The organism is Flintibacter hominis (genome assembly GCF_014287965.1).
Taxonomy (GTDB): domain Bacteria; phylum Bacillota; class Clostridia; order Oscillospirales; family Oscillospiraceae; genus Lawsonibacter; species Lawsonibacter aceti.
Genome location: NZ_JACOPO010000005.1, coordinates 130,615 through 151,353 on the forward strand (window position 1 = coordinate 130,615; position 20,739 = coordinate 151,353).

Annotated in this window: 19 protein-coding genes; 10 read left to right on the forward strand and 9 right to left on the reverse strand. The window is 59.3% G+C overall.

What is annotated here, in order from left to right; all coding sequences use genetic code 11:
- Complete coding sequence (locus tag H8S11_RS09150; RefSeq protein ID WP_366461035.1) at positions 1-360, reverse strand: PadR family transcriptional regulator; 360 nt, start codon at positions 358-360, stop codon at positions 1-3.
- Positions 361-511: 151 nt separating this feature from the next.
- A complete protein-coding gene (locus tag H8S11_RS09155; RefSeq protein ID WP_147572432.1) occupies positions 512-1,960 on the reverse strand; it encodes a nicotinate phosphoribosyltransferase in 1,449 nt (482 codons plus the stop codon).
- Positions 1,961-2,149: 189 nt separating this feature from the next.
- On the opposite strand from H8S11_RS09155, the gene rbr reads away from it, so the two are divergent.
- The gene (rbr, locus tag H8S11_RS09160) at positions 2,150-2,752 is read left to right on the forward strand and encodes a rubrerythrin (protein WP_240286421.1); all 603 of its coding nucleotides are present in this window, start codon (positions 2,150-2,152) and stop codon (positions 2,750-2,752) included.
- 43 nt (positions 2,753-2,795) lie between these two features.
- Here rbr and H8S11_RS09165 read toward each other — a convergent pair whose 3' ends face one another.
- Positions 2,796-4,319, reverse strand: coding sequence for a peptidoglycan DD-metalloendopeptidase family protein (locus H8S11_RS09165; protein ID WP_186852905.1), 1,524 nt, complete (start codon positions 4,317-4,319; stop codon positions 2,796-2,798).
- Positions 4,320-4,633: 314 nt separating this feature from the next.
- On the reverse strand, positions 4,634-4,924 hold the full coding sequence (locus H8S11_RS09170) for a hypothetical protein (RefSeq protein WP_186852906.1): 291 nt from the start codon (positions 4,922-4,924) through the stop codon (positions 4,634-4,636).
- Between the two features lie 541 nt (positions 4,925-5,465).
- Here H8S11_RS09170 and typA point away from each other — a divergent pair.
- Positions 5,466-7,295, forward strand: a complete 1,830-nt coding sequence (typA, locus tag H8S11_RS09175) for a translational GTPase TypA (protein ID WP_147572435.1) — start codon at positions 5,466-5,468, stop codon at positions 7,293-7,295.
- A 105-nt stretch (positions 7,296-7,400) separates the two neighbouring features.
- On the opposite strand, the gene secG is transcribed toward typA, so the two are convergent.
- From secG to mnmG, 5 genes are all read right to left on the reverse strand, one after another.
- Positions 7,401-7,634, reverse strand: a complete 234-nt coding sequence (secG, locus tag H8S11_RS09180; RefSeq protein ID WP_147572436.1) for a preprotein translocase subunit SecG — start codon at positions 7,632-7,634, stop codon at positions 7,401-7,403.
- 187 nt (positions 7,635-7,821) lie between these two features.
- A complete protein-coding gene (locus tag H8S11_RS09185; RefSeq protein WP_147572437.1) occupies positions 7,822-8,199 on the reverse strand; it encodes a RidA family protein in 378 nt (125 codons plus the stop codon).
- A 105-nt stretch (positions 8,200-8,304) separates the two neighbouring features.
- Positions 8,305-9,201 (reverse strand): MBL fold metallo-hydrolase, encoded by an 897-nt coding sequence (locus H8S11_RS09190; RefSeq protein ID WP_186852907.1) that lies wholly within the window; start codon positions 9,199-9,201, stop codon positions 8,305-8,307.
- Complete coding sequence (locus tag H8S11_RS09195) at positions 9,198-9,443, reverse strand: DUF7336 domain-containing protein (protein ID WP_147572439.1); 246 nt, start codon at positions 9,441-9,443, stop codon at positions 9,198-9,200. Before H8S11_RS09195 ends, H8S11_RS09190 begins: the two co-directional genes overlap by 4 nt.
- A 16-nt stretch (positions 9,444-9,459) precedes the next feature.
- On the reverse strand, positions 9,460-11,337 hold the full coding sequence (mnmG, locus tag H8S11_RS09200; RefSeq protein WP_186852908.1) for a tRNA uridine-5-carboxymethylaminomethyl(34) synthesis enzyme MnmG: 1,878 nt from the start codon (positions 11,335-11,337) through the stop codon (positions 9,460-9,462).
- A 291-nt stretch (positions 11,338-11,628) separates the two neighbouring features.
- Here mnmG and H8S11_RS09205 point away from each other — a divergent pair, with 291 nt between their 5' ends.
- From H8S11_RS09205 to H8S11_RS09240, 8 genes are all read left to right on the forward strand, one after another.
- Positions 11,629-12,081 (forward strand): hypothetical protein, encoded by a 453-nt coding sequence (locus H8S11_RS09205; protein WP_186852909.1) that lies wholly within the window; start codon positions 11,629-11,631, stop codon positions 12,079-12,081.
- A 372-nt stretch (positions 12,082-12,453) separates the two neighbouring features.
- A complete protein-coding gene (gene recJ / locus H8S11_RS09210; protein WP_186852910.1) occupies positions 12,454-14,517 on the forward strand; it encodes a single-stranded-DNA-specific exonuclease RecJ in 2,064 nt (687 codons plus the stop codon).
- A gap of 41 nt (positions 14,518-14,558) precedes the next feature.
- The gene (locus H8S11_RS09215) at positions 14,559-16,793 is read left to right on the forward strand and encodes a RelA/SpoT family protein (RefSeq protein WP_147572443.1); all 2,235 of its coding nucleotides are present in this window, start codon (positions 14,559-14,561) and stop codon (positions 16,791-16,793) included.
- Positions 16,794-16,814: 21 nt separating this feature from the next.
- A complete protein-coding gene (locus H8S11_RS09220; protein WP_186852911.1) occupies positions 16,815-17,024 on the forward strand; it encodes a hypothetical protein in 210 nt (69 codons plus the stop codon).
- A gap of 27 nt (positions 17,025-17,051) precedes the next feature.
- Complete coding sequence (gene dtd / locus H8S11_RS09225) at positions 17,052-17,492, forward strand: D-aminoacyl-tRNA deacylase (RefSeq protein WP_186852912.1); 441 nt, start codon at positions 17,052-17,054, stop codon at positions 17,490-17,492.
- Between the two features lie 124 nt (positions 17,493-17,616).
- Positions 17,617-18,231: an MBL fold metallo-hydrolase gene (locus H8S11_RS09230; protein WP_186852913.1), complete on the forward strand. Its 615-nt coding sequence runs from the start codon at positions 17,617-17,619 to the stop codon at positions 18,229-18,231.
- A 12-nt stretch (positions 18,232-18,243) separates the two neighbouring features.
- Positions 18,244-19,701, forward strand: coding sequence for a coproporphyrinogen dehydrogenase HemZ (gene hemZ / locus H8S11_RS09235; RefSeq protein WP_186852914.1), 1,458 nt, complete (start codon positions 18,244-18,246; stop codon positions 19,699-19,701).
- Positions 19,702-19,746: 45 nt separating this feature from the next.
- The gene (locus tag H8S11_RS09240; protein ID WP_186852915.1) at positions 19,747-20,685 is read left to right on the forward strand and encodes a uridine kinase family protein; all 939 of its coding nucleotides are present in this window, start codon (positions 19,747-19,749) and stop codon (positions 20,683-20,685) included.
- Positions 20,686-20,739 lie beyond the last annotated feature (54 nt).

The window sequence follows — 20,739 nt, forward strand, 5'->3', positions numbered from 1 at the left end:
TCACGCCAGCCCCAGGGCGTTGGCCCCGCCGGACAGCACGTCGCTGACGCCCTGACGAAAGTTCTTCCACTCCTCCTTTTTGTCGGCCAGCAGTTCCCGTCCCCGCCTGGTCAGGCGGTAATACTTCCGCTGCCGTCCCGTGGGGGCCTCCTGTTGGTAGGAGGTCAGATACTTGCCCTGCTCCAGGGCATGGAGGATAGGGTAGAGAGTGCCCTCCTTCATCTGGAAGGTGTCATTAGATCGGCGGGCCAGCTCCTCAATCATCTGATAGCCATACATATCTCCGCTCTCCAGCAGGGACAGCACCAGCAGCGTACTGCTCCCCGCCATCAGGCCCTTGTCAAACTTCATTTCGTTCATCCTTTCTTTCCTGGGAAATCTTCCAGGCCAAATACCTCGTTTCTCTAGGTATAGAATACCTAGAGAAACGAGGTATGTCAAGTGCCTTTTGACAAATATCATAGAAAAACAGCCCTCCGGCCGTTTGGCCGGAGGGCTCATTTGATCCTGTTTACTTCATCTCGTGGCTGTTCAGCAAACCCTGCTTGATATCCCACAGCTTCTGAGACAGGTCCACATAGTAGTTATGGGGGTTCTCGAACCGCTTGACCTCGTCCCACAGGGCATCCACCTGCCGTTGGCAGTAGGCCCGGCTGGTCTGCAGGTCGGGGACCTGGTACACCAGCTCGCCTCCCCGGAACACAGGAACCAGCAGCTCCCGGGCCTCGATGCTGGTAAAGACCTTTCGCTTCCAGGTGGCGTCCGGGTCAAAGAGCTCCAGCGGCTGGTCAAAGTCAAACTCCTCGTCGTGGAGGCAGATCAGGTCGGCCTCCGCCTTTCCTGTGTCCTTGGAGAAAATGCGGTATACTTTCTTAAAATGAGGTGTGGTAATCTTGGCGGCGTTCTCGCTGATCTTGATCTTGGGAATGATATTGCCCTGGCCGTCCTCGATGGCAGCCAGCTTATACACCCCGCCAAAGACGGGCTCAGAGCGGGAGGTAATGAGCCGCTCGCCCACGCCAAAGGAGTCAATACGGGCCCCCTGGCGGACCAAGTCCCGGATGATATACTCGTCCAGGGCATTGGAGGCCACGATCTTGCAGCCGGTCAGCCCCGCCTCGTCCAGCATCTCCCGCGCCTTCTGAGACAGGTAAGTCAAGTCGCCGGAGTCCAGCCGGATCCCACACTTGGTGATCCCCTGGGGCAGCAGGACCTCCTGAAAGGCCCGGATGGCATTGGGCACGCCGGACTTGAGCACGTTATAGGTGTCCACCAGCAGGGTGGCGTTGTTGGGGTAGAGCTGGCAGTACGTCTTAAACGCGGTGTACTCGTCGGGGAACATCTGGACCCAGGAGTGGGCCATGGTGCCGGTGGCGGGGGAACCATACCACTGGTCGGCCATGGTGCAGGCCGTGGCCGAGCAGCCGGCGATATAACTGGCACGGGCGCCCAGCAGGGCGCCGTCCGGCCCGTGGGCCCGGCGGGAGCCAAATTCCGCCACAGGCCGGCCCTCCGCCGCCCGAACGATACGGTTGGATTTGGTGGCAATCAGGGATTGGTGGTTCAGGGTGAGCAGCAGGAAGGTTTCGATAAACTGGGCCTGGATAGCGGGCGCCCGAACAGTGAGCAGGGGCTCGCCGGGGAATACGGGGGTGCCCTCCGGCACGGCCCAGATGTCGCCGGTAAACCGGAAGTCCCGGAGGAAGTCGAGGAACTCCTCGCTGAAGCAGCCCTTGCTCCGAAGATAGCCCAGGTCCTCCTCGTCAAAGCGCAGCTCCTGGATATACTCGACGACTTGGGCCAGGCCGGCGGCCAGGGCAAAGCCGCCCTTGTCGGGGACCGAGCGATAGAACACGTCAAAATAGCAGATCCGGTCGGCCAGCCCGGTCTGGAAGTAGCCGTTGGCCATCGTCAGCTCGTAGAAGTCGCAGAGCATGGTCAAGTTGGTCTTTGCTTTCATTTGAGAAAGCCTCCTTAGTTTCGGGTGACAAGACACCCCGTCATTGCTCCTATTATAATGCCCCTCTACGGAAAAGGCAAGAAAAAGGCCAAAAAAAGCCCAGGACATCCCGCTCTTGCCGGGAGTAAAGGTTCCGCTCCCTGGGCATACTGTGGGGGAATCCATATTTTATACCGAGGAGGGAGCTTTATGTCCGACAATATGCAGGCCTTTGCCCACAGCCAGACCAGGGAGAACCTGATGCGTGCTTTCGCGGGGGAGAGCCAGGCCCGGAACCGTTATACCATCGCCGCCGGCATTGCCCACAAGGAGGGGCTGGAGGTGCTCCGGGGTGTCTTTTTGTTCACCGCCGACCAGGAAAAGACCCACGCCAAGCAGTTCTATGGCCAACTGGCCCAGCTTAACGGCCAGACCATCCAGATCGACGGCACCTACCCCGTGGACCTGTATGACAACCTGCTGGCCCATCTGCGGGCGGCCCAGCATAACGAGTATCAGGAGTGGGAGCACGACTACCAGCACTTTGCCCAGGTGGCCATGTCCGAGGGCTTCCCCCTGGTCGGTAAGCTATTTGAGAATATCGCGCGGGTAGAGCAGACTCACGGAGACCGGTTCGGAAAATTCGCTGACCTGCTGGAGAAAGGCCAGTTGTTCTTTTCTGACGTGGAAGTGCAATGGACCTGCCTCCACTGTGGCTGGGTAGTCACCTCCACGGCCGCCCCGGCTCAGTGTCCTGTCTGCCGCCATCCCCAGGGCTATTTTGTCCGGGTGGAGCTGGCCCCCTGGAACTAAAAAGGCACAAAGAGGCCGCGGTCTATAAAGACCGCGGCCTTTTTTATTTCAGATAATTCAAGGGGTTAACAGCGCTGCCGTTCACGCGGACCTCGAAGTGGCAGTGATTGCCAGTGGACCGGCCAGTGCTGCCCGCCTTGGCGATAACTTGGCCCTGGTACACCTTCTCCCCAGCGGAGACCAGAAGGGAGGAGTTATGGGCGTAATAGGTCTGCGTCCCGTTGTCGTGGGTGATAATGACCAGATTGCCGTAGGTACCCTTCCAGCCCGCGAAGGTGACGGTTCCGCCGTCCGCTGCCTTGATGGAGGCGCCGTAGCTGGCCTTGATATCCAGACCTGAGTGGTAACTGTAACTGCCAAAAATATATCGGCCGCCGAAGTAGGAGTTGATCTTCCCCTTAATGGGCCAGATGAAATAGCCCTTGGAGGCTGTCTTAGGCTTCTCCTTGGTCCCCACCGCTTTAATGGTGGTGGTGGGCTCCCGGAGCGTGGTGGAGCTCTGGATGTCCCGCTCCTTCTCCACGCCGTTCACATAGGTAACGGTGGCCTCTACCAGCGCCTCGCCCTCCTCGCCCTGAACGAGGATCTTGGAGTCCCCCTTATACATGGAGCTGTCCTCCTGGGTCTCCACGGGGCAGGCGATGGCCTCGTGATAGGTGACCTCTTCCACGGTCTCCACCGATACGGTGGGGATGACCTCCTTCACGTTGACCACGTCTCCGATCATCAGCCGGTTGATATCCGCCTGGGGATTGAGGGCCATCAGATCACTGAGGGACATGTCGTTGGCGTAGGCGATGCCGTTATAGGTATCCCCCTTGACCACGGTGTAAGTGGTCTCGCCGGTGGTATTGGCCGTCAGGGCCTGGTGCATCTCCTCGACAGTCATCATATTGTCGGCGGAGTAGATATAGTCTACCGATACATCCTCCACGAAGTCAGCGGATACGGTATTCTCTGTGACGTACTGGTCCTGCATCTGGTCCAGCATCTCGTTGAGGGCAGCCTCGTCCTTGACCACGCCGATGACCTCTCCATCCACGGACACCTGGTATTTGCGCAGATGGTTGCTGACCGAGTTGAGCTGGTCGTAAAAGTAATTTTCGATCTCCTTTTCTCCGTCCAGCTCGGTCTTCAGCGTCAGGGTAAACTGATAGTCGATGTCCCCTTCCACCTGGTAGTCATAGCCCAGCAGGGAGGATCCCTCCGCCTCCACCTCCTGAATGGCGGCGGATACGATATCCTGGTCGGCCACCACGCCCACCTTCTCTCCGTCTACGGTGACGGCGTAACTGGAGGAGTAGAGAGTGGTGATGGTCAGCGCCAGCCCTAGGGCAGCGGACACACCCAAAAAGGAGGCGGGCCCCACAGTCCACCGGCCGCCCGATTCGCTGTGGAGCACATGGACCCAGCGGCGGAAATGGATGCGGGCCCACTCGCCCGTCCCTTTGCACTGGCGGATCAGTCCAAGACGGAGCTGCGCCCAGTTGATCTTTTCCTTTGGCTGCTTTTGATTTGGCCGCGGACCGGAGGACCTCCTCCGTGACCGCTCCCGATATTCGCTCATGGTATCCCTCGCAATCGACGACGCGAAAAAATTACAGATCGGATAAAAGAGTTACAATTTGGTTACAAAGTAGAATATACACGGTTTCCGCCGTCACGTCAACCCCTTTGCCAAAACTCGACGAGTTCGTTTTCCTCAATCGGGGGGAATTTTATAGCCCGGCATCCGCAATAAAATATTGTATTTTTTCTTTCCATCGGCGGAAATTACCACAAAAAGGCGGGGGCCGCCCAAAATTGGAGCGGCCTCCGCCAAAATTTCAGTGATTTTGCCGGGATGAGGGAAGAAATGAGCGGGAAGCATCCAAAACGGCCTTACAACGCCAGCACACGAAGGGTAAACGTCAGTGTCATGAGGAGCACACCCATGCTGGCACAAATATCCAGCGCCCAAGCCCGGCGGGCCGCCCTGTTGGAGTTCCGGGCACGTCGGTCCTGAAGTGCCACCAGATGCAGGCGGGGCGCTTCCGGTTCCTCCCGCTCCTCCGGCAGAGGGGCCAAGTTGCCCTCTCTAGTCAGGGCTAGCTTCCGGCGGTACTCCTCCAAATCTACCACATTTCCTGTGTGGCGGACAAAATGGGTGGTAGTATAATAGATCGTCTGCATCCAAGATCCCTCCTAACGCTTTGAACCTACTATAAAAAATAAAACGTCCTATAAAACGGACTTTTTTCAGTCTCTCCAAAACGGAACAAATGTTCTGTTTTAAAAATACAACAGATGTTCGAGTCTGTCAAGACATTTTTCGAACATTTTTTCGATTTTCTGGGTGCCCCTTCCAGGGAAGCAGTAGGGCCTTTCTATTTCGTCAGACGAAAATTGACGAAATAGGTTTCCTTTCTTTGCGAAAAACCTGTAACATGGTGCCAACGATTGTGGATAGAGTCTGATTTTTTTGGAAAGCCGTTGCTTTTTTTTCGGATTGGAGATATAATACCACGTCTGAAACTCAAGCTTCCTCTGCCACATGGAACAAGTCCCTCCTGTGACCCTGTGTCTCGGAGAAATTATTAATGGATGTTGGGCGGGCGCTGGTCTCTCCACCGACGAGCTCCTGCCCCGCGCAGTATTTTATACACGCCATTCGGCGCGCCCCATGGGCAATAGGGCTCCGAGTGGTTTTGCCATAGGTAAGGAGAATCACTGCATGAAAAATGAAAAGTTGAGAAATGTCGCCATCATCGCCCACGTGGACCACGGCAAGACCACCCTGGTGGACGAGCTGTTGAAGCAGTCCGGTGTCTACCGGGAAAATCAGGCCGTGGTGGATCGGGTCATGGACTCCAACGACCTGGAGAGGGAGCGGGGCATCACCATTACCGCCAAGAACACCGCCGTCCAGTACGGCGATGTAAAAATCAACATCGTAGACACGCCGGGCCACGCCGACTTTGGCGGCGAGGTGGAGCGCATCCTGAAGATGGTTAACGGAGTCATCCTGCTGGTGGACGCCGCCGAAGGGCCCATGCCCCAGACCCGCTTTGTGCTGTCTAAGGCCCTGGAGCTGGGCCACCGGGTCATCGTGGTGGTCAACAAGATCGACCGCCCTGACCAGCGGGTATACGAAGTCATCGACGAGGTGCTGGAGCTGCTGCTGGACCTGGACGCCACTGACGAGCAGTTGGACAGCCCTATGCTGTTCTGCTCCGGCCGGCAAGGCACTGCCTCCGTCCAGCCCGATGTGGCGGGCAGCGACTTGAAGCCCCTGTTTGATACCATCATTGACTACATCCCCGCCCCCGAGGTGGACCTGGAGGCCCCCTTCCAGATGCTGGTGTCCTCCATTGATTATAACGAGTTCGTGGGCCGCATCGCCATCGGCCGGATTGAGCGGGGCACTATCCGCCAAAACCAGGAGATTGCGGTGTGTAACTACCACGACCCGGACGCCGCCCCCAAGAAGGCCAAGGTGTCCGCCCTGTATGAGTTTGACGGCCTGTCCAAGGTGCCCGTCCAGCAGGCGGAGGCGGGCAGCATCGTAGCCATGAGCGGCATTGGGGATATCACCATTGGGGACACCATCTGCGCCCCCGACAAGGTGGAACCCATCGAGTTTGTCAAGATCTCCGCGCCCACCATCGAGATGACTTTCTCCGTCAACGACTCCCCCTTTGCCGGCCGGGAGGGCAAGTTCGTCACCAGCCGGCAACTCCGGGAGCGCCTGTTCCGGGAGACTATGAAGGACGTATCTTTAAAGGTAAGCGAGGTGGAGGGTTCCACCGACTCCTTCAACGTGGCCGGCCGGGGAGAGATGTCCCTGTCCATCCTCATTGAGACCATGCGCCGGGAGGGCTATGAGCTCCAGGTCTCCCCGCCCCGTGTGTTGTACCAGGAGATCGACGGAGTGAAGTGCGAACCCATTGAGCGGCTGGTGGTGGACGTCCCCTCTGACTGTGTAGGCGCCGTGATGGAGAAGATCGGCTCCCGGAAGGGGGATCTGGTGGAGATGACCCCTGTGGGCGACCGGATGAAGGTAGAATTTCTGGTCCCCTCCCGCGGGTTGTTCGGCTACCGCAACGAGTTCCTCACTGATACCAAGGGAGAGGGCATCATGGCCTCTGTCTTTGACCGCTACGCCCCTATGAAGGGGGAGATCAGCCGCCGCTCCACCGGCTCGCTGGTGGCCTTCGAGACTGGCGAGGCGGTGACCTACGGCCTGTTTAACGCCCAGGAGCGGGGCCAGCTGTTTATCGGCCCCGGCACCCCTGTCTACGGCGGCATGATCGTGGGCGAGTGCCCCAAGGCGGAGGATATCTCCGTCAATGTCTGCAAGAAGAAGCAGCTGACCAATATGCGGGCCTCCGGCTCTGACGAGGCCCTCCGCCTGGTGCCCCCAAAGGTCCTGTCCCTGGAGCAGTGCCTGGAGTTCCTGGCTGACGACGAGCTGTTGGAGTGTACCCCGGAGAATCTCCGTCTCCGCAAGCGGCTGCTGGACCACGGCGACCGGATGCGGGAGGCTTCCCGAAAGAAGTCCTGACTGCAAAAATAAGCTGCACCGTGTTCTGACGGAGGCCAGAACACGGTGTATTTTATCCTGGAGATAAGAAGAGCGCCCCGTCCAGATGGACGGGGCGCTTTTTGATCAGTGTACGATGCTCAGGGACAAGGTCAGCAGGATCCAGAGGATGGCCACCCACTTGGTCATCTTGGCCAGTTTGGCATCCACGCTCTTGGCCTTATTTTTGGACAGGAAGGTGTCCGCGCCACCGGCGATGGCACCAGACAGGCCGGCGCTCTTACCAGACTGGAGCATAACCACAGCGATAACAGCCAGACCACACAGGACCTGGAGGACAGTAAGAATCATATTCAGCATTGTTTTCGTTCCTTTCAACGCCCGGTGGGGCACAGATTCCAGAAATTATCCAGGCGAACCCGGAAGTACAGGAAAGTGTACCACAATTTTTCCCGGATTGCAAGCCTTTTCCGCGATTTTCTTCCGACGCGCGCCTGAAACACCATAGCTTATATATCCAAACCAGGCCGCAAGCGCAGGATAGTTCTTACAGGACGGCGATGGCCTCGATCTCCACCAGTACGTCCTTGGGCAGCCGGGCCACCTGGACAGCGGAGCGGGCGGGGCATTCGGCCTCAAAAAAGGTCTTATATACCCGGTTCATCTCCACAAAGTTTTCCATATCGCTGAGAAACACTGTGGTCTTCACCACATGGCCCATCGTCCCGCCCGCATGGGCCAGGATGGCCTTCAGATTGGTCAGCGACTGAGCCGTCTGGGCCTGGATAGTGGCCTCTACCACCTCGCCGGTAGCGGGGTCCACGGGGATCTGCCCCGAAATGAACAGCAGGTTTCCGGCCTTGACCGCCTGGGAGTAGGGTCCGATGGCGGCAGGCGCCTTTTCGGTGGAAATGATCTCTTTCATGACAAAAGCTCCTTTCATATTTGCATAAGCTAGAGTCAGTATATCAGGAACTGCTCCGTTCCACAAGCGCCTGTCTATCTTTTTCTGTCAGAGACCGAAGGGGGCTCAAGCCTTGGGACGGCTGTACAGCACTACGCCCCTCTGGCATGACATTTCCAGCTGCCCTGTATCCACCAGATACTCCACAAAGAAGCGGATATTCCGCTCAAAGCGCAGGGCCCGCCGGTTCTTTCTGGTGTACAACTCATAGCGGGCGCAGGCGGCCTGGTCGATCTCACTGGCCGTCATGGGCCGGTCCACCAGCTCGAATATCTCCTGGGCCCGGCGCCGAACCAGCTTCTGGTTCTCCTCAATAAGCGTGTCGATCTCCCCGGAACCGCACACCCCCCGATGGGCCATAATATAGTAGTCGCACCCCAGCCCCCGCAGCTTTTCCCGGCTATCAATAGCCGCCTGGTGGCTCAAGCTGTATGGCAGCTTGGCCTCTATCATCTCATAGCTCAACAGGGCGTCAGCTGTATAGCACACATTGTCCGGCGTGACCGTACAGATGTGGCCAGCGGAGTGGCCTGGGGTGTGGACGATGTGAAACTCCGCGCCGCAGAAGGAGAAGGGGCCGTCCCCTGGCGGGATAATCACGTCGGGGGTATGAATCATATTGGAGGACTCCTCCGCCACCGTTTCAGGCGGCAGGGTGAGAAAATAGCACTTCAGCGTCAGCAGATTGGCGCACATCCCCGCTTCCGGAGCGGTAAGCGCTTCCGGTATACCGTATTTCCGCTGGAGATAGGCGCTGTTTCCACAGTGGTCGATATGGGCGTGGGAGCACAGGATGCCCGCCGGGACCAGTCCGGCCCCCTTCAGGCTCTCCTCCAGCTCCTCCTGCTCCTGGACCAGACCGTTGTCCAGCAGGACGCAGCGGCGCTCATCCAGCCTATAAAGAGGGATAAACTCCTGTCCCTCCAGCACCCAGGTATTGCCCTTGATTTGTGTCAGGTTCATGGTTCAGCTTCCCTCCAACGGATCGTAGTAAATCCATCTTCCCAGCTGATCCGGTCCATCTCTGTCTTATGAATCTCAAAACAGCATTGGGGGAGATCCCGAAATCCTTCCTTATCTTTTAATCGTTCTATTGCTTCCCGCGCGTTGGCCTTCGAGGAAAAAACGCCGATCAGCTTTTCCTCATTATGAATACCAGTGCCATCTCTTTGCTCGTATATGTGCCATAGCATAAAAACATCCATGGATGGTCCTCCAAAATCAGATGCTGTTATTTTGCTTCAAATATACCATCAGCACCGCCACGTCCGCCGGGGATACCCCGGACACCCGGCTGGCTTGGCCCAGGTTTTGGGGGCGGATATCATTCAGCTTCTGCCGGGCCTCCAGCCGCAGTCCCTGGATGGACTGGTAGTCCAGGTCCGCAGGCAGAGGCCGGGCCTCCAGCCGCTTGACCTCCTCCACCTGGCGCAGCTGCCGCTGGATATAGCCTTCATATTTAATGGTGATCTCTGCCTCGCTGGCCACGGCGGGGGCCAGGTCCGGGCGGTCCGGGTCAAAGGGGGCCAGATCAGCGTAGGTCAGCCTGGGCCGGCGCAGCAGGTCGGCCAGCTTGGCCCCATTCCTCACCTGGGGCTCGCCCCGCTCCTCCAGCAGCCGGTCCAGCTCAGGGGAGGGCGGGGTGCCCGTGTGTTCCAGACGGCGGACCTCCAGCTCCACCGCCCGGCCCTTTTCCAGCACTCGCCCATATTGCGTCTCAGAGAGCAGCCCCAATTCCCGCCCGATGGAGGCCAGCCGCCGGTCGGCGTTGTCCTGGCGGTGGAGAAGGCGGTATTCTGTGCGGGAGGTCATCATGCGGTACGGCTCGTTGGTCCCCTTTGTCACCAGGTCGTCGATGAGGACGCCGATGTATCCCTGGTCCCGCCGGAGGACCAGGGGGGGCTTTCCCAGTATCTTCAGGGCGGCATTGACACCGGCCACAAAGCCCTGGACCGCCGCCTCCTCATAGCCGGAGGAGCCGTTAAACTGTCCCGCTCCATATAGGCCGGACACCGTCTTTGTTTCCAAGGTAGGGAGCAGGCCGGTGGGGTCCATGCAGTCGTACTCGATGGCATAGGCGGGGCGTGTCATCTCGGCCTGTTCCAGGCCGGGAATCGTGTGGAGCATCTGAATCTGGACCTCCTCCGGCAGGGAGGAGGAGAGGCCCTGAATATACAGCTCCTCGGTATCCAGCCCCATGGGTTCAATGAACAGTTGGTGGCGCTCCTTGTCTGGGAACCGCTCCACCTTGGTTTCAATAGAAGGGCAGTAGCGGGGACCGATGCCCTCAATGGTGCCGTCATAGAGAGGGGAGCGGTCCAGATTGGCCCGGATCACCGAATGAGTTCTCTCATTGGTGTAGGTGAGATAGCATACAGCCCGGTTTTCCAGATGGTGGTCCGTCCAGAAGGAAAAGGGCTGGGCGTCCCGGTCCCCCTCCTGAAGCTCCATTTTCGAAAAATCCACCGAACGGCGGTTGACCCGTGGGGGCGTACCCGTCTTGAATCGACGGATCGATAGGCCCAACTCTACTAGGCAGGCGGTCAGCGGCAGGGCGGCCGCCAGTCCGTCGGGCCCGGAGTCCCGGACCACCTCTCCCACGATGGTCCGCCCCCCCAGATAGGTGCCGGTGGCGACGACCGCGGCTCTGACCTGGTACACCGCCCCGGTGTGGGTCACCACCCCGGATACGGCTCCCCCCTCCGTCAGCACCTGAACCACCTCTGCCTGTTTGACCCACAGGTTCTCCTGGCGCTCTAAGGTGTGTTTCATCACCTTTTGGTACTCCCGGCGGTCCGCCTGGGCCCGTAAGGACCAGACAGCGGGGCCCTTGCTCCGGTTGAGCAGTCGGTACTGGATGCAGGCCTGGTCGGCGGCCCGTGCCATCTCTCCCCCCAGGGCGTCCAGCTCCCGGACCAGGTGGCCCTTGCCTGTCCCCCCGATGGCGGGATTGCAGGGCATATTACCCACCGCGTCCAGGTTGATGGTAAAGCACAGCGTCCGCAGGCCCATCCGGGCGGCGGCCAGGGCAGCCTCAATCCCGGCGTGGCCCGCCCCAATGATAGCGATATCATATTGTCCGGCGTTATAAGTCGTCATAGGTCTCTATCCTTTGGTATGATCGCGCGCCTGTCTGGCACCCTGTCCAGGCAGGCGTCTAATTCGGGGGGTATTGTATCACGATTTCCCCCCTGCCGCAAGAGGTGGTCCACAACGTCCCTTTTACATTTGGACTGATGGGTCCTAACTCTGTCGCTTTAGCTAAAACGGCCTATTTTCAAGCATTGAAAGAATCACGAGAATGGTATATTATATAAAAACCGAGATGTTTTTCAGATTTTTTATTGATATTGTCTATGCAAATAGAACTATAACAAGGAGGTAATCTGTATGAGAAAATACATAGCGTTAGTTTTAGCGTTGATTTTAATGCTTGGGCTGGTCGGCTGCAAGGAAAAAACGGTCAATATCGACTTTCCATTTGAGGTCGGAGATGTTGAAACCATTGAACTGTATCGCTATGCGGGGGCGCCTGTTTCAGCAGAAAAGAAAGTTATTGACGCAGAAGAAACCATAAAAGACTTGTATGATAGGTTCGAGGGTTTAACCTTAAAACTCAAAGAGACAGAAGAAACCACAGGCGGGAAGATAACCAGTTTCAGATTTAATCTATCCGACGGAACAACCTATGAATTGATCTATGTCTGCTATGGAGTAAAGAGTGGCAAGCTAAAATCCTCAACAGGTAATTTTGAATACTTTACAAGTGCAGACATTGGATCTTATTGGAACGATATCGACCTTGAAGCAGTTTCCGTTGAAGAAAGCGAGTTGCCGAAGTAAGCCGGACCCATTTTAATTTGTGAACTGGGCTTATCTGAAAGGGCGCATGCTAAATTTTCATCAGTATGTTGGTATGTGTCCTTTAAGGCTCTCGGCATACAGGTCGAACACAGACCAGGGAAAAGCTCCGCCTGTTCAATGGCGGAGCTTTTTCTGTGCATCTGACGAATGAATTGTTAGGTAAGCCTAAATCAGTCCAAAAGGTAAAAGGGAGCCCGCAACGTGGAAAAAACTGAGACAAAACAGGCAAAAAGAGGTGCTGAACGGGATTTTGTCTTGATGGTCCCTCCGCCACTGTGATATAATAGATAAGTTAATACTCCCCATATCCGCCCTTTGGCGGGATCCTGCATGGTCTGGAGGTGGATGCCAATGAAATACAGACAGTGGTCAGTGGCGTCCCCCGACGCGGCCCTTCGCTCCGCCCTGGAAGGGGCGGGACTGCCCCCCTTGCTGGCCTCCATCCTGGCTGCCCGGGGCATTCATAGCGGGGACCAGGCCCAGCAACTGCTATCCCCCGGAGGGGAGTCCCTTCTGTCTCCTCTGTTGATGCTGGGCATGGATCAGGCGGCGGCAAGGGTCCGGCTGGCCCTGGAGCGGGGAGAGCAGATAGCGGTCTATGGGGACTATGATGTGGACGGCATCACCGCCACCTGTCTGCTCACCGAATTTCTGTCCGGCGAAGGGGGCGCTGTGCTGCCCTATATCCCCGGCCGGCTGGAGGAGGGCTATGGCCTGAACCGGGAGGCCATCGCCTCCCTGGCCCGACAGGGCGTCACGCTGATCGTCACTGTGGACTGCGGCATCACCGCCGTGGATGAGGTGGCCTTCGCCAGTCAGTTGGGTGTGGACGTGGTGATCACCGACCACCACACCTGCAAGGGTATTCTGCCTGATGCCGTGGCGGTGGTAGACCCCCACCAGCCCGGCTGTCCCTATCCCTTCAAGGGGCTGGCCGGCGTGGGAGTGGCCCTCAAGCTGGCCATGGCCGTGGCCGGTTCAGAGAGAGCCTGCAAGGTGTGGGAGTCCTCCTGCGACCTGGCCGCCATCGGCACCGTGGCCGACGTGATGCCTATGACCGGGGAAAACCGGCGCATCGTCAGCGCCGGCCTGGCCCGGTTGAACCCCTCCCGGCGGCTGGGGCTGGCCCGGCTCATCTCTCTGTCCGGACAGGGGGACCGCCCCATCAGCTCTGTGTCGGTGGGCTATACCCTGGCCCCCCGGATCAATGCCTCCGGCCGGATGGGGCGGGCAGAGGCCGCCCTGGAGCTGCTCATGACCGGGGACCCGGAGCGGGCGGAGGAGCTGGCTCAGGAGCTGTGCGCCCTGAACCGGGAGCGCCAGACCGTAGAGGGCGAGATCTTCCAGCAGTGCGTCCAGCGGCTGGGGGAGGCTCCCCAGGCCGAGGCCCTCGTGCTGGCTGGCCGGGCCTGGCACCAAGGGGTAGTGGGCATCGTGGCCTCCCGCCTAGCAGAAAAATATGCTAGGCCCTGCTTTATGATCTGCCTGGACCAGGGGATGGGCAAGGGCTCCTGCCGCTCCTGGGGCGGAATCAATCTGTTTGAACTCCTGGAGGAGTGCGCCCCTCTGCTGGAGAGCTTTGGGGGCCACGCCCTGGCCGCCGGCTTTACCGTCCGGGAGGAGCGCATCCCCGCCCTGGCGCAGGCTCTAGCACAGGCGGTGGCGGAGCGAGCCCAGGGGACCGAGCTGCCCTCTGTTCTGGAGGCGGATGGGGTAGTGCCACCGGAGCTGCTCACCGTGGAGGAGGTATCCGCCCTGGACCGGCTGGAGCCCTGTGGGGTTGGAAACCCGCGGCCCGTGCTGGTCCTCAGTGGAGTGCAGATCCATTCTATGGCTCAAGTGGGCCGGGGCCGGCACCTGAAGCTGAAACTGGAGTCCCGTGGCATTCTATTGGACGCCATCTGGTTTTCCGCCGACGGCGGGGAGCTGGGCCTGTCCCCCGGCTGCCGGGTGGACGCGGCTTTTTATCCCCAGATCAACGAGTTTCGCGGCTGTCGCTCCGTGCAGCTCCAGATCATCGACCTGCGCCCCGCCCCCTCCAGGGCACAGCTGGAGCAGGCCATCTATGACAAGTATCGCCGGGACGAGGCCCTGACTCCCCAGGAGGCCCGGTTCTTATTGCCCAGCCGGGAGGAATTTGTCTGCCTGTGGAAATGGCTGGACCGGCATTGCTCCCCCAGTGGTCCACTGGAGGACACCCTGCCCCGGATCTCCCGGGCGGTGGCCCGCTCCGGAAGGCAGGTCGAGGTGCCTGCCCGGACCCTCCTGTGTCTGGAGGTGTTGGAGGAGCGGGGCCTGATCCAGCTGGGCCGCAGCGCCGGCCGCCTTCAGATCACCCTGAACCGGCTGGAGGGGAAGGTGGATCTGGACGCCTCTCTGCTGCTGCGGCGGCTGCGGGATGTCCTGCGTGAATAAGGCGAGCTCCTCAAACTTTTACTCTACTTCGAGGTGATCTTATGGACCCTATTCTGGTCCGTTATCAGGCCCTTGAGGACAAGGTGGCCTCCTATACCCCAAATCTGGATACCAAGCGGCTGTTCGACGCCTTCACCTATGCCGACGCTGCCCATAAGGGCCAACTGCGCAAGAGCGGAGAGCCCTATATCATCCATCCCCTGGCTGTGGCGGAGATCGTCGCCGACCTGGGGCTGGACGTGGACTCCGTCATCGCCGCTATGCTCCACGACTGCATCGAAGACACCGCCTCCACTCATGAGGAGATCGCCAAAAAATTCGGCGCCTCTGTGGCCGAGCTGGTGGAGGGCGTCACCAAGCTGACCAAGATGCAGTTCGTCACCAAGGAAGAGGAGCAGATGGAAAATCTGCGCAAGATGCTCATGGCCATGAGCCGTGATATCCGAGTCATCCTCATCAAGGTGTGTGACCGGCTGCACAATATGCGCACCATGGAGTACCAGTCCCCCAAAAAGCAGCGGGAAAAATCCTTGGAAACCATGGAGATCTATGCTCCCATCGCCCACCGCTTAGGTATGCAGAAGCTGAAGTGGGAGCTGGAGGACCTTTCTCTGCGCTATCTGGACCCCATTGGCTATAAGGAGATCGAGGACGAGCTGGCCCGCCGCTCCTCCGCCCATGAGGAGTTTATGACCTCCATCCAGCATAAGATCCAGCAGCGGCTGGCCCAGGACGGCATCCACTGCACCGTCTACGGCCGGGTAAAGCACATCTACTCCATTTACCGCAAGATGTTCGCCCAGAATAAGACCTTGGACGAGATCTTCGACCTGTACGCCTTCCGGGTCATCGTGGACGACATTCCGGAGTGCTACAATGTGCTTGGCTGCATCCACGATATGTTCAAGCCGGTGCTGGGGCGGTTCAAGGACTATATCGGCACCCCCAAGCCCAATATGTACCAGTCCCTCCACACCACCGTCATCGGCCGGGAGGGCATCCCCTTTGAGGTACAGATCCGCACCTGGGAGATGCACCAGACCGCCGAGTACGGCATCGCCGCCCACTGGAAGTACAAACAGGGGATGGCCAACCAAAAGCTGGGGACAGAGAAGGACTTTGAGTGGGTGCGCAAGCTGCTGGAGAGCCAGCAGGATACCGACGCTGAGGAGTTCGTCCGCACCCTGAAGGTGGATATGTTCGCCGACGAGGTGTTCGTTTTTACCCCCAACGGCGATGTCATCAACCTGCCCAACGGGGCCACCCCCATTGACTTCGCCTATAACATCCACTCCGCTGTGGGCAACCACATGGTGGGCGCCCGGGTCAACGGCCGGATGGTCACCTATGAAACGCCTCTGAAAAACGGCGACATCGTGGAGATCATGACCTCCAAATCCGCCAAAGGCCCCAGCCGGGACTGGTTGAAAATCTGCAAATCCAACGAGGCCCGGAACAAGATCCGCCAGTGGTTCAAAAAGGAGCGGCGGGAAGAAAATATCGCCACTGGCCGCGCTGCCTTCGAGGCAGAGCTAAAGCATGTAAAGATCCCCCTGTCCGCCATCACTGGGGAGGAGGTGCTGCCTCACATCCTCCACAAAGTGCGCTTTGGCACTCTGGACGAGCTGTACGCCTCCATCGGCTATGGCGGCACCACTGCGGTCAAGGCGGTGGCGCGGGTGAAGGACGAGCTGCTTCGGCTGGGCCGGCTCCAGGCGGAGAAGGCGGCGGCCTCCTCCAAGAGTCTGGAGGAGAGCGTGATCGTCCCCGGAACCGGCGCAGCCCCCGCCGCAGGCCAGGTCAAGCCCAAGCACTCTGACTCCGGTATTGTGGTGGAGGGACTGGGCAACTGTCTGGTCAAATTTGCCAAGTGCTGCACCCCCGTGCCAGGCGACCCGGTCATCGGCTTTATCACCCGCGGCTACGGCGTGTCCGTCCACCGGGCGGACTGTCCCAACGCCTCCCCCGACAAGCGCCGGCCAGAAGAAGCGGACCGCTGGGTCAAGGTGTCCTGGGTGGAGAGCGACCTTCCCAATTATAAAACAGCGTTGGAATTGGCCTCTAAGGACCGGGACGGCCTGACGCTGGATGTGGCCATGGCTCTGTCCGCCGCCAAGGTAAAGGTGACCGCCCTGTCCGCCCGCTCCCAGCCGGACGGACACGCCACGGTCAACATCGTGGTGGAGGTCAAGGACAAGGCGGAACTGAGCGCCGTCATCAACAAGCTGAACAACATCCAGGGGGTCTATTATGTGGCCCGGTCTTCCGGGAAATAACATCCACAGGGAGGAAGCAATATGCTGTTTAAAGTATTCGGAATCTTTTTCGCATGGACCTGGATCTTATGGGCTTTTTTGTTTGTTTTTTGTCTAGTAGCCGCTATCTCTAGGGCTATCCAGGAGGCGGGAGACGGCCAAGACCACAAGTCCGTCCTGTATACCTTTTGGGCCGCCCTGTTCTTTGCTGTCATATTGGGCGGGTTCAGCTCGCTGTTCGCACTGCTGTAAACATTGTTAAGAAAGCGAGGTCAAATTATGCGCGCAGTCGTCACAAGAGTTTCCTCCGCCTCTGTCACCATCGGCGGAGCGGTGGAGGGGACCATTGACCGGGGCTTCCTGATCCTGCTGGGGGTGGGCCCCAGCGACACCCCGGCGGTCTGTGATAAGCTGGCAGAAAAGATCTGCAACCTGCGGGTTTTCGAGGACGAAAACGGCAAAATGAATCTGGATCTGTCTCAGGTTGGCGGCTCTCTGCTGGTGGTGTCCCAATTTACTCTGTATGCCGACACCAAGAGCCGCCGCCCCGGCTTTACCGGGGCGGCCAAGCCTGACCTTGCCGTCCCACTGTACGAGCGGTTTATCGACCAGTGCCGGGCCAGGGGATTTCAGGTGGCCCACGGCCGATTTGGAGCGGATATGCAGGTGGCCTCTGTTAACGACGGGCCGGTCACCATTTTATACGATACAGACCAGTAAGAGGAAAGCCAAAAGTATGAAGCGCGGAGATACCATATCCGGCCGCGCTGGGCGGGCTGTTCGCCTTCGGCCACCCCCACTGTCTACTTTTAACTCTCCACGTTCAACCTAAAGGGGTGTTTTCATGAAAGTCAAAGTCATGCAGGTCGGTCCCATCGGCACAAACTGTTATATTTTAGAGGACGAAGCCACCAACAAGGCCGCCGTTATCGACCCCGGCGACGAGGGGGACCGCATCCTGTCTGTTCTAAAAGAGGACGGGGTACAGGTGGAGTATATCCTCCTGACACACGGCCACTACGACCACACTACCGCTGTTCCCGAACTGATCCGGGCCCTGCCCCAGGCGGAGGTCTATATCCACCAGGCGGACGCCAACGGGGCTGGAAGCCAGCTCTTTCCCCTGGCCGGGCAGGTAGCGGACTTGAAATACTACAACGAGGGGGATACCCTCACTCTGGGCTCTCTCACTATCCAGGTCCTCCACACCCCAGGCCACTCCAAGGGCTCCGTCACCCTCCAGGTCGGGGATGTGCTGTTTACCGGGGACACCCTGTTCTGCGGCTCCTGCGGCCGTACCGACCTGCGGGGAGGCAGCTATGAGGAGATCATGTCCTCTCTAAATCGCCTGGGGCATCTGGAAGGGGACTTCCACGTCTGCCCCGGCCATGACCAGACCTCCACTCTGGAGCGGGAGCGGCAGTACAACCCCTTCCTCCGGGAAGCCATGGGGCAATGAGGAGACTATCTTATGAAATTGGTTCTGAACGGGCATGATGAGCGGTATGTTGTAGAGCAGGGAATGCTCAATCTCTTTCCCGGCGAGCGTCCCGTCTATGAGCCCATCGGCCCTGGGGATGACAGCTGGGCCGTTGTCACCCTCCGGGAAGATGACCGCTGCCATGTCACCGTAGAGCTGTGCTTCCGCGGCAAGTCCCTGCCCTATTCCCTGGATGTTCCTCTGGTCGGCGGCGAGTTCCAGCGGGAGGGCATCCGCCGCCGGGCCATCGGCAAGTGCTTTTTTCTGGCCGCCCGTGCGCTCACCGGCCATACGCCTCCCTGGGGGATGCTTACCGGTGTCCGTCCGGTGAAACTGCCCACCCGCGCCCTGCTGTCCGGGGCCACACCCCTTCAGGCCAAGCAGGAGCTAAGGGAGGAATACTATGTCTCTCCCGACCGGGCCGCGCTGGCGGTGGACTGCGCCCAGGCCAGCATCGCCGCCCAGCGGTCGCTGAAGGAAGGGGAGGTATCCCTGTACCTCGGCATCCCCTTTTGCCCCACCCGGTGCGCCTACTGCTCCTTTGTATCCGCCGACGTGGGCCGGACATTAACATTGGTGGAGCCCTATGTGGACGCCCTGCTGAAAGAAATCGATGGGACGGCCCGTGTACTGACGGAGAGTGGCAGGACCATCCGCTCCTTCTACATGGGGGGCGGCACCCCGACTACCCTAAGCGCCCGGCAGCTGGACCGGGTCCTGACCCGCTGTGAGCAGGTCCTCCCTCTGGAGGGATGCACCGAACTTACGGTGGAGGCGGGCCGGCCGGACACGATCAACCGGGAAAAGCTGGAGGTGCTCCGGGCCCACGGTGTCGGCCGCGTCTCCATCAACCCCCAGACGCTAGAGGACCATGTGCTGGAGGCCATTGGCAGAAAGCACTCCTCGGGGGATATTCAGACTGCCTACGACCTGGCCCGCAAGGTGGGCTTCGACTGCATCAACATGGACCTGATCGCCGGCCTGCCTCTGGACTCCCTGGACGGCTTTCGCCGCTCTCTGGATGGGGTGCTGGCCATGGGGCCGGAGAATATCACCGTCCACACCCTGGCCATGAAGAAGGGCTCCGCTTTGATTCAGAGGAAAGGCGCCCTTCCCGGCGGGGAGGAGGTGGCCCAAATGCTGGACTACTCCCGCACGACCCTGTCCGGCGGCTATCTTCCCTACTACCTCTATCGGCAGAAGTACATGTCCGGCTCTCTGGAAAATGTGGGCTGGGCAAGGCCGGGCACGGAGAGCTTGTACAACATCGTCATGATGGAGGAGCTCCACACTGTCATCTCTCTGGGGGCGGGCGGCGTTACCAAGCTCATCGATCCCCAGAGCGGCCGGCTCCTCCGGCTGTCCAACCCGAAGTATCCCCAGGACTACCTGTCCGCCGGGGAAAAGTTGGCGGAGCAGCAGAGGGAGATGCTGGCGTTTTTCCGCTGACCATCTATACCGCTGGGCAGCCTGCCCAAGGGAAAGGAGTTCCAAATGGCTTATCAACTGCAGGAGATCAACCGGCGCATTCAGACTGACGTGACCGCCTTCCTGACCGAGTGCGACGAAAATTACGCCCAACGGGTGTCCTTGGCGGCAGACAAGATCCTGGGCAATCTGGAGCACAGCCCCATCGTGCTTTTGTCCGGGCCCTCCGGGTCCGGCAAGACCACCACTGCCCTGAAGATCGCCGAGGAGCTTCGGCGCCGCGGAGTCAACTCTCACGCGGTGGCCATGGACAACTACTTCAAGACCATGAACAAAAAAACCGCCCCCCGCACCCCGGAGGGAGACATCGACTATGAGTCCCCCCTGTGCCTGGACATGGAACTGCTGGATGAGCACTTTGCCGCCCTGTCCCGTGGAGAGGAGATCCTCATTCCCAAGTTCGAGTTTGCCCGCCAGATGCGCAACGACTCCCTGGGCCGCCCCCTTCGGCTAGAGAAGAACGAGATTGCCATTTTCGAGGGCATCCACGCCCTGAATGACGACATCGCCGGCCGCCACCCAGAGGCCACCAAGCTCTATATCTCCGCCCGGTCCAACGTGAACGAGGGGGCCGTCCTCCGCTTCAAGGGCACCTGGATGCGGCTGACCCGCCGGGCGGTCCGGGACTACAACTTCCGGGGCACCGGGGTAGCCGAAACTCTGGAGATGTGGGCCAATGTCCGCCGGGGAGAGAAGCTGTATATCTCCCCCTTTAAGGGCCGGGCGGATATCATCTTTGACTCCTCCCTCCCCTATGAAGTGCCGGTTATGAAAAATTACGCCATCCCCATCCTCCGCTCTGTCCCCCAAGAGAACGAGCGCCATGACGAGATGCTCCAGCTGGTGGACGCCTTTCAGCATTTCGAGGCCATTGACCCGGCCCTGGTGCCCAAGGACTCCCTGCTGCGGGAGTTCATCGGCGGTGGGAGCTACCAGTATCACTGACCTATCAAATCCATGGCGCTGTCTTGCGCGGGGAGGGGCAAAGTCTCCAGCCCC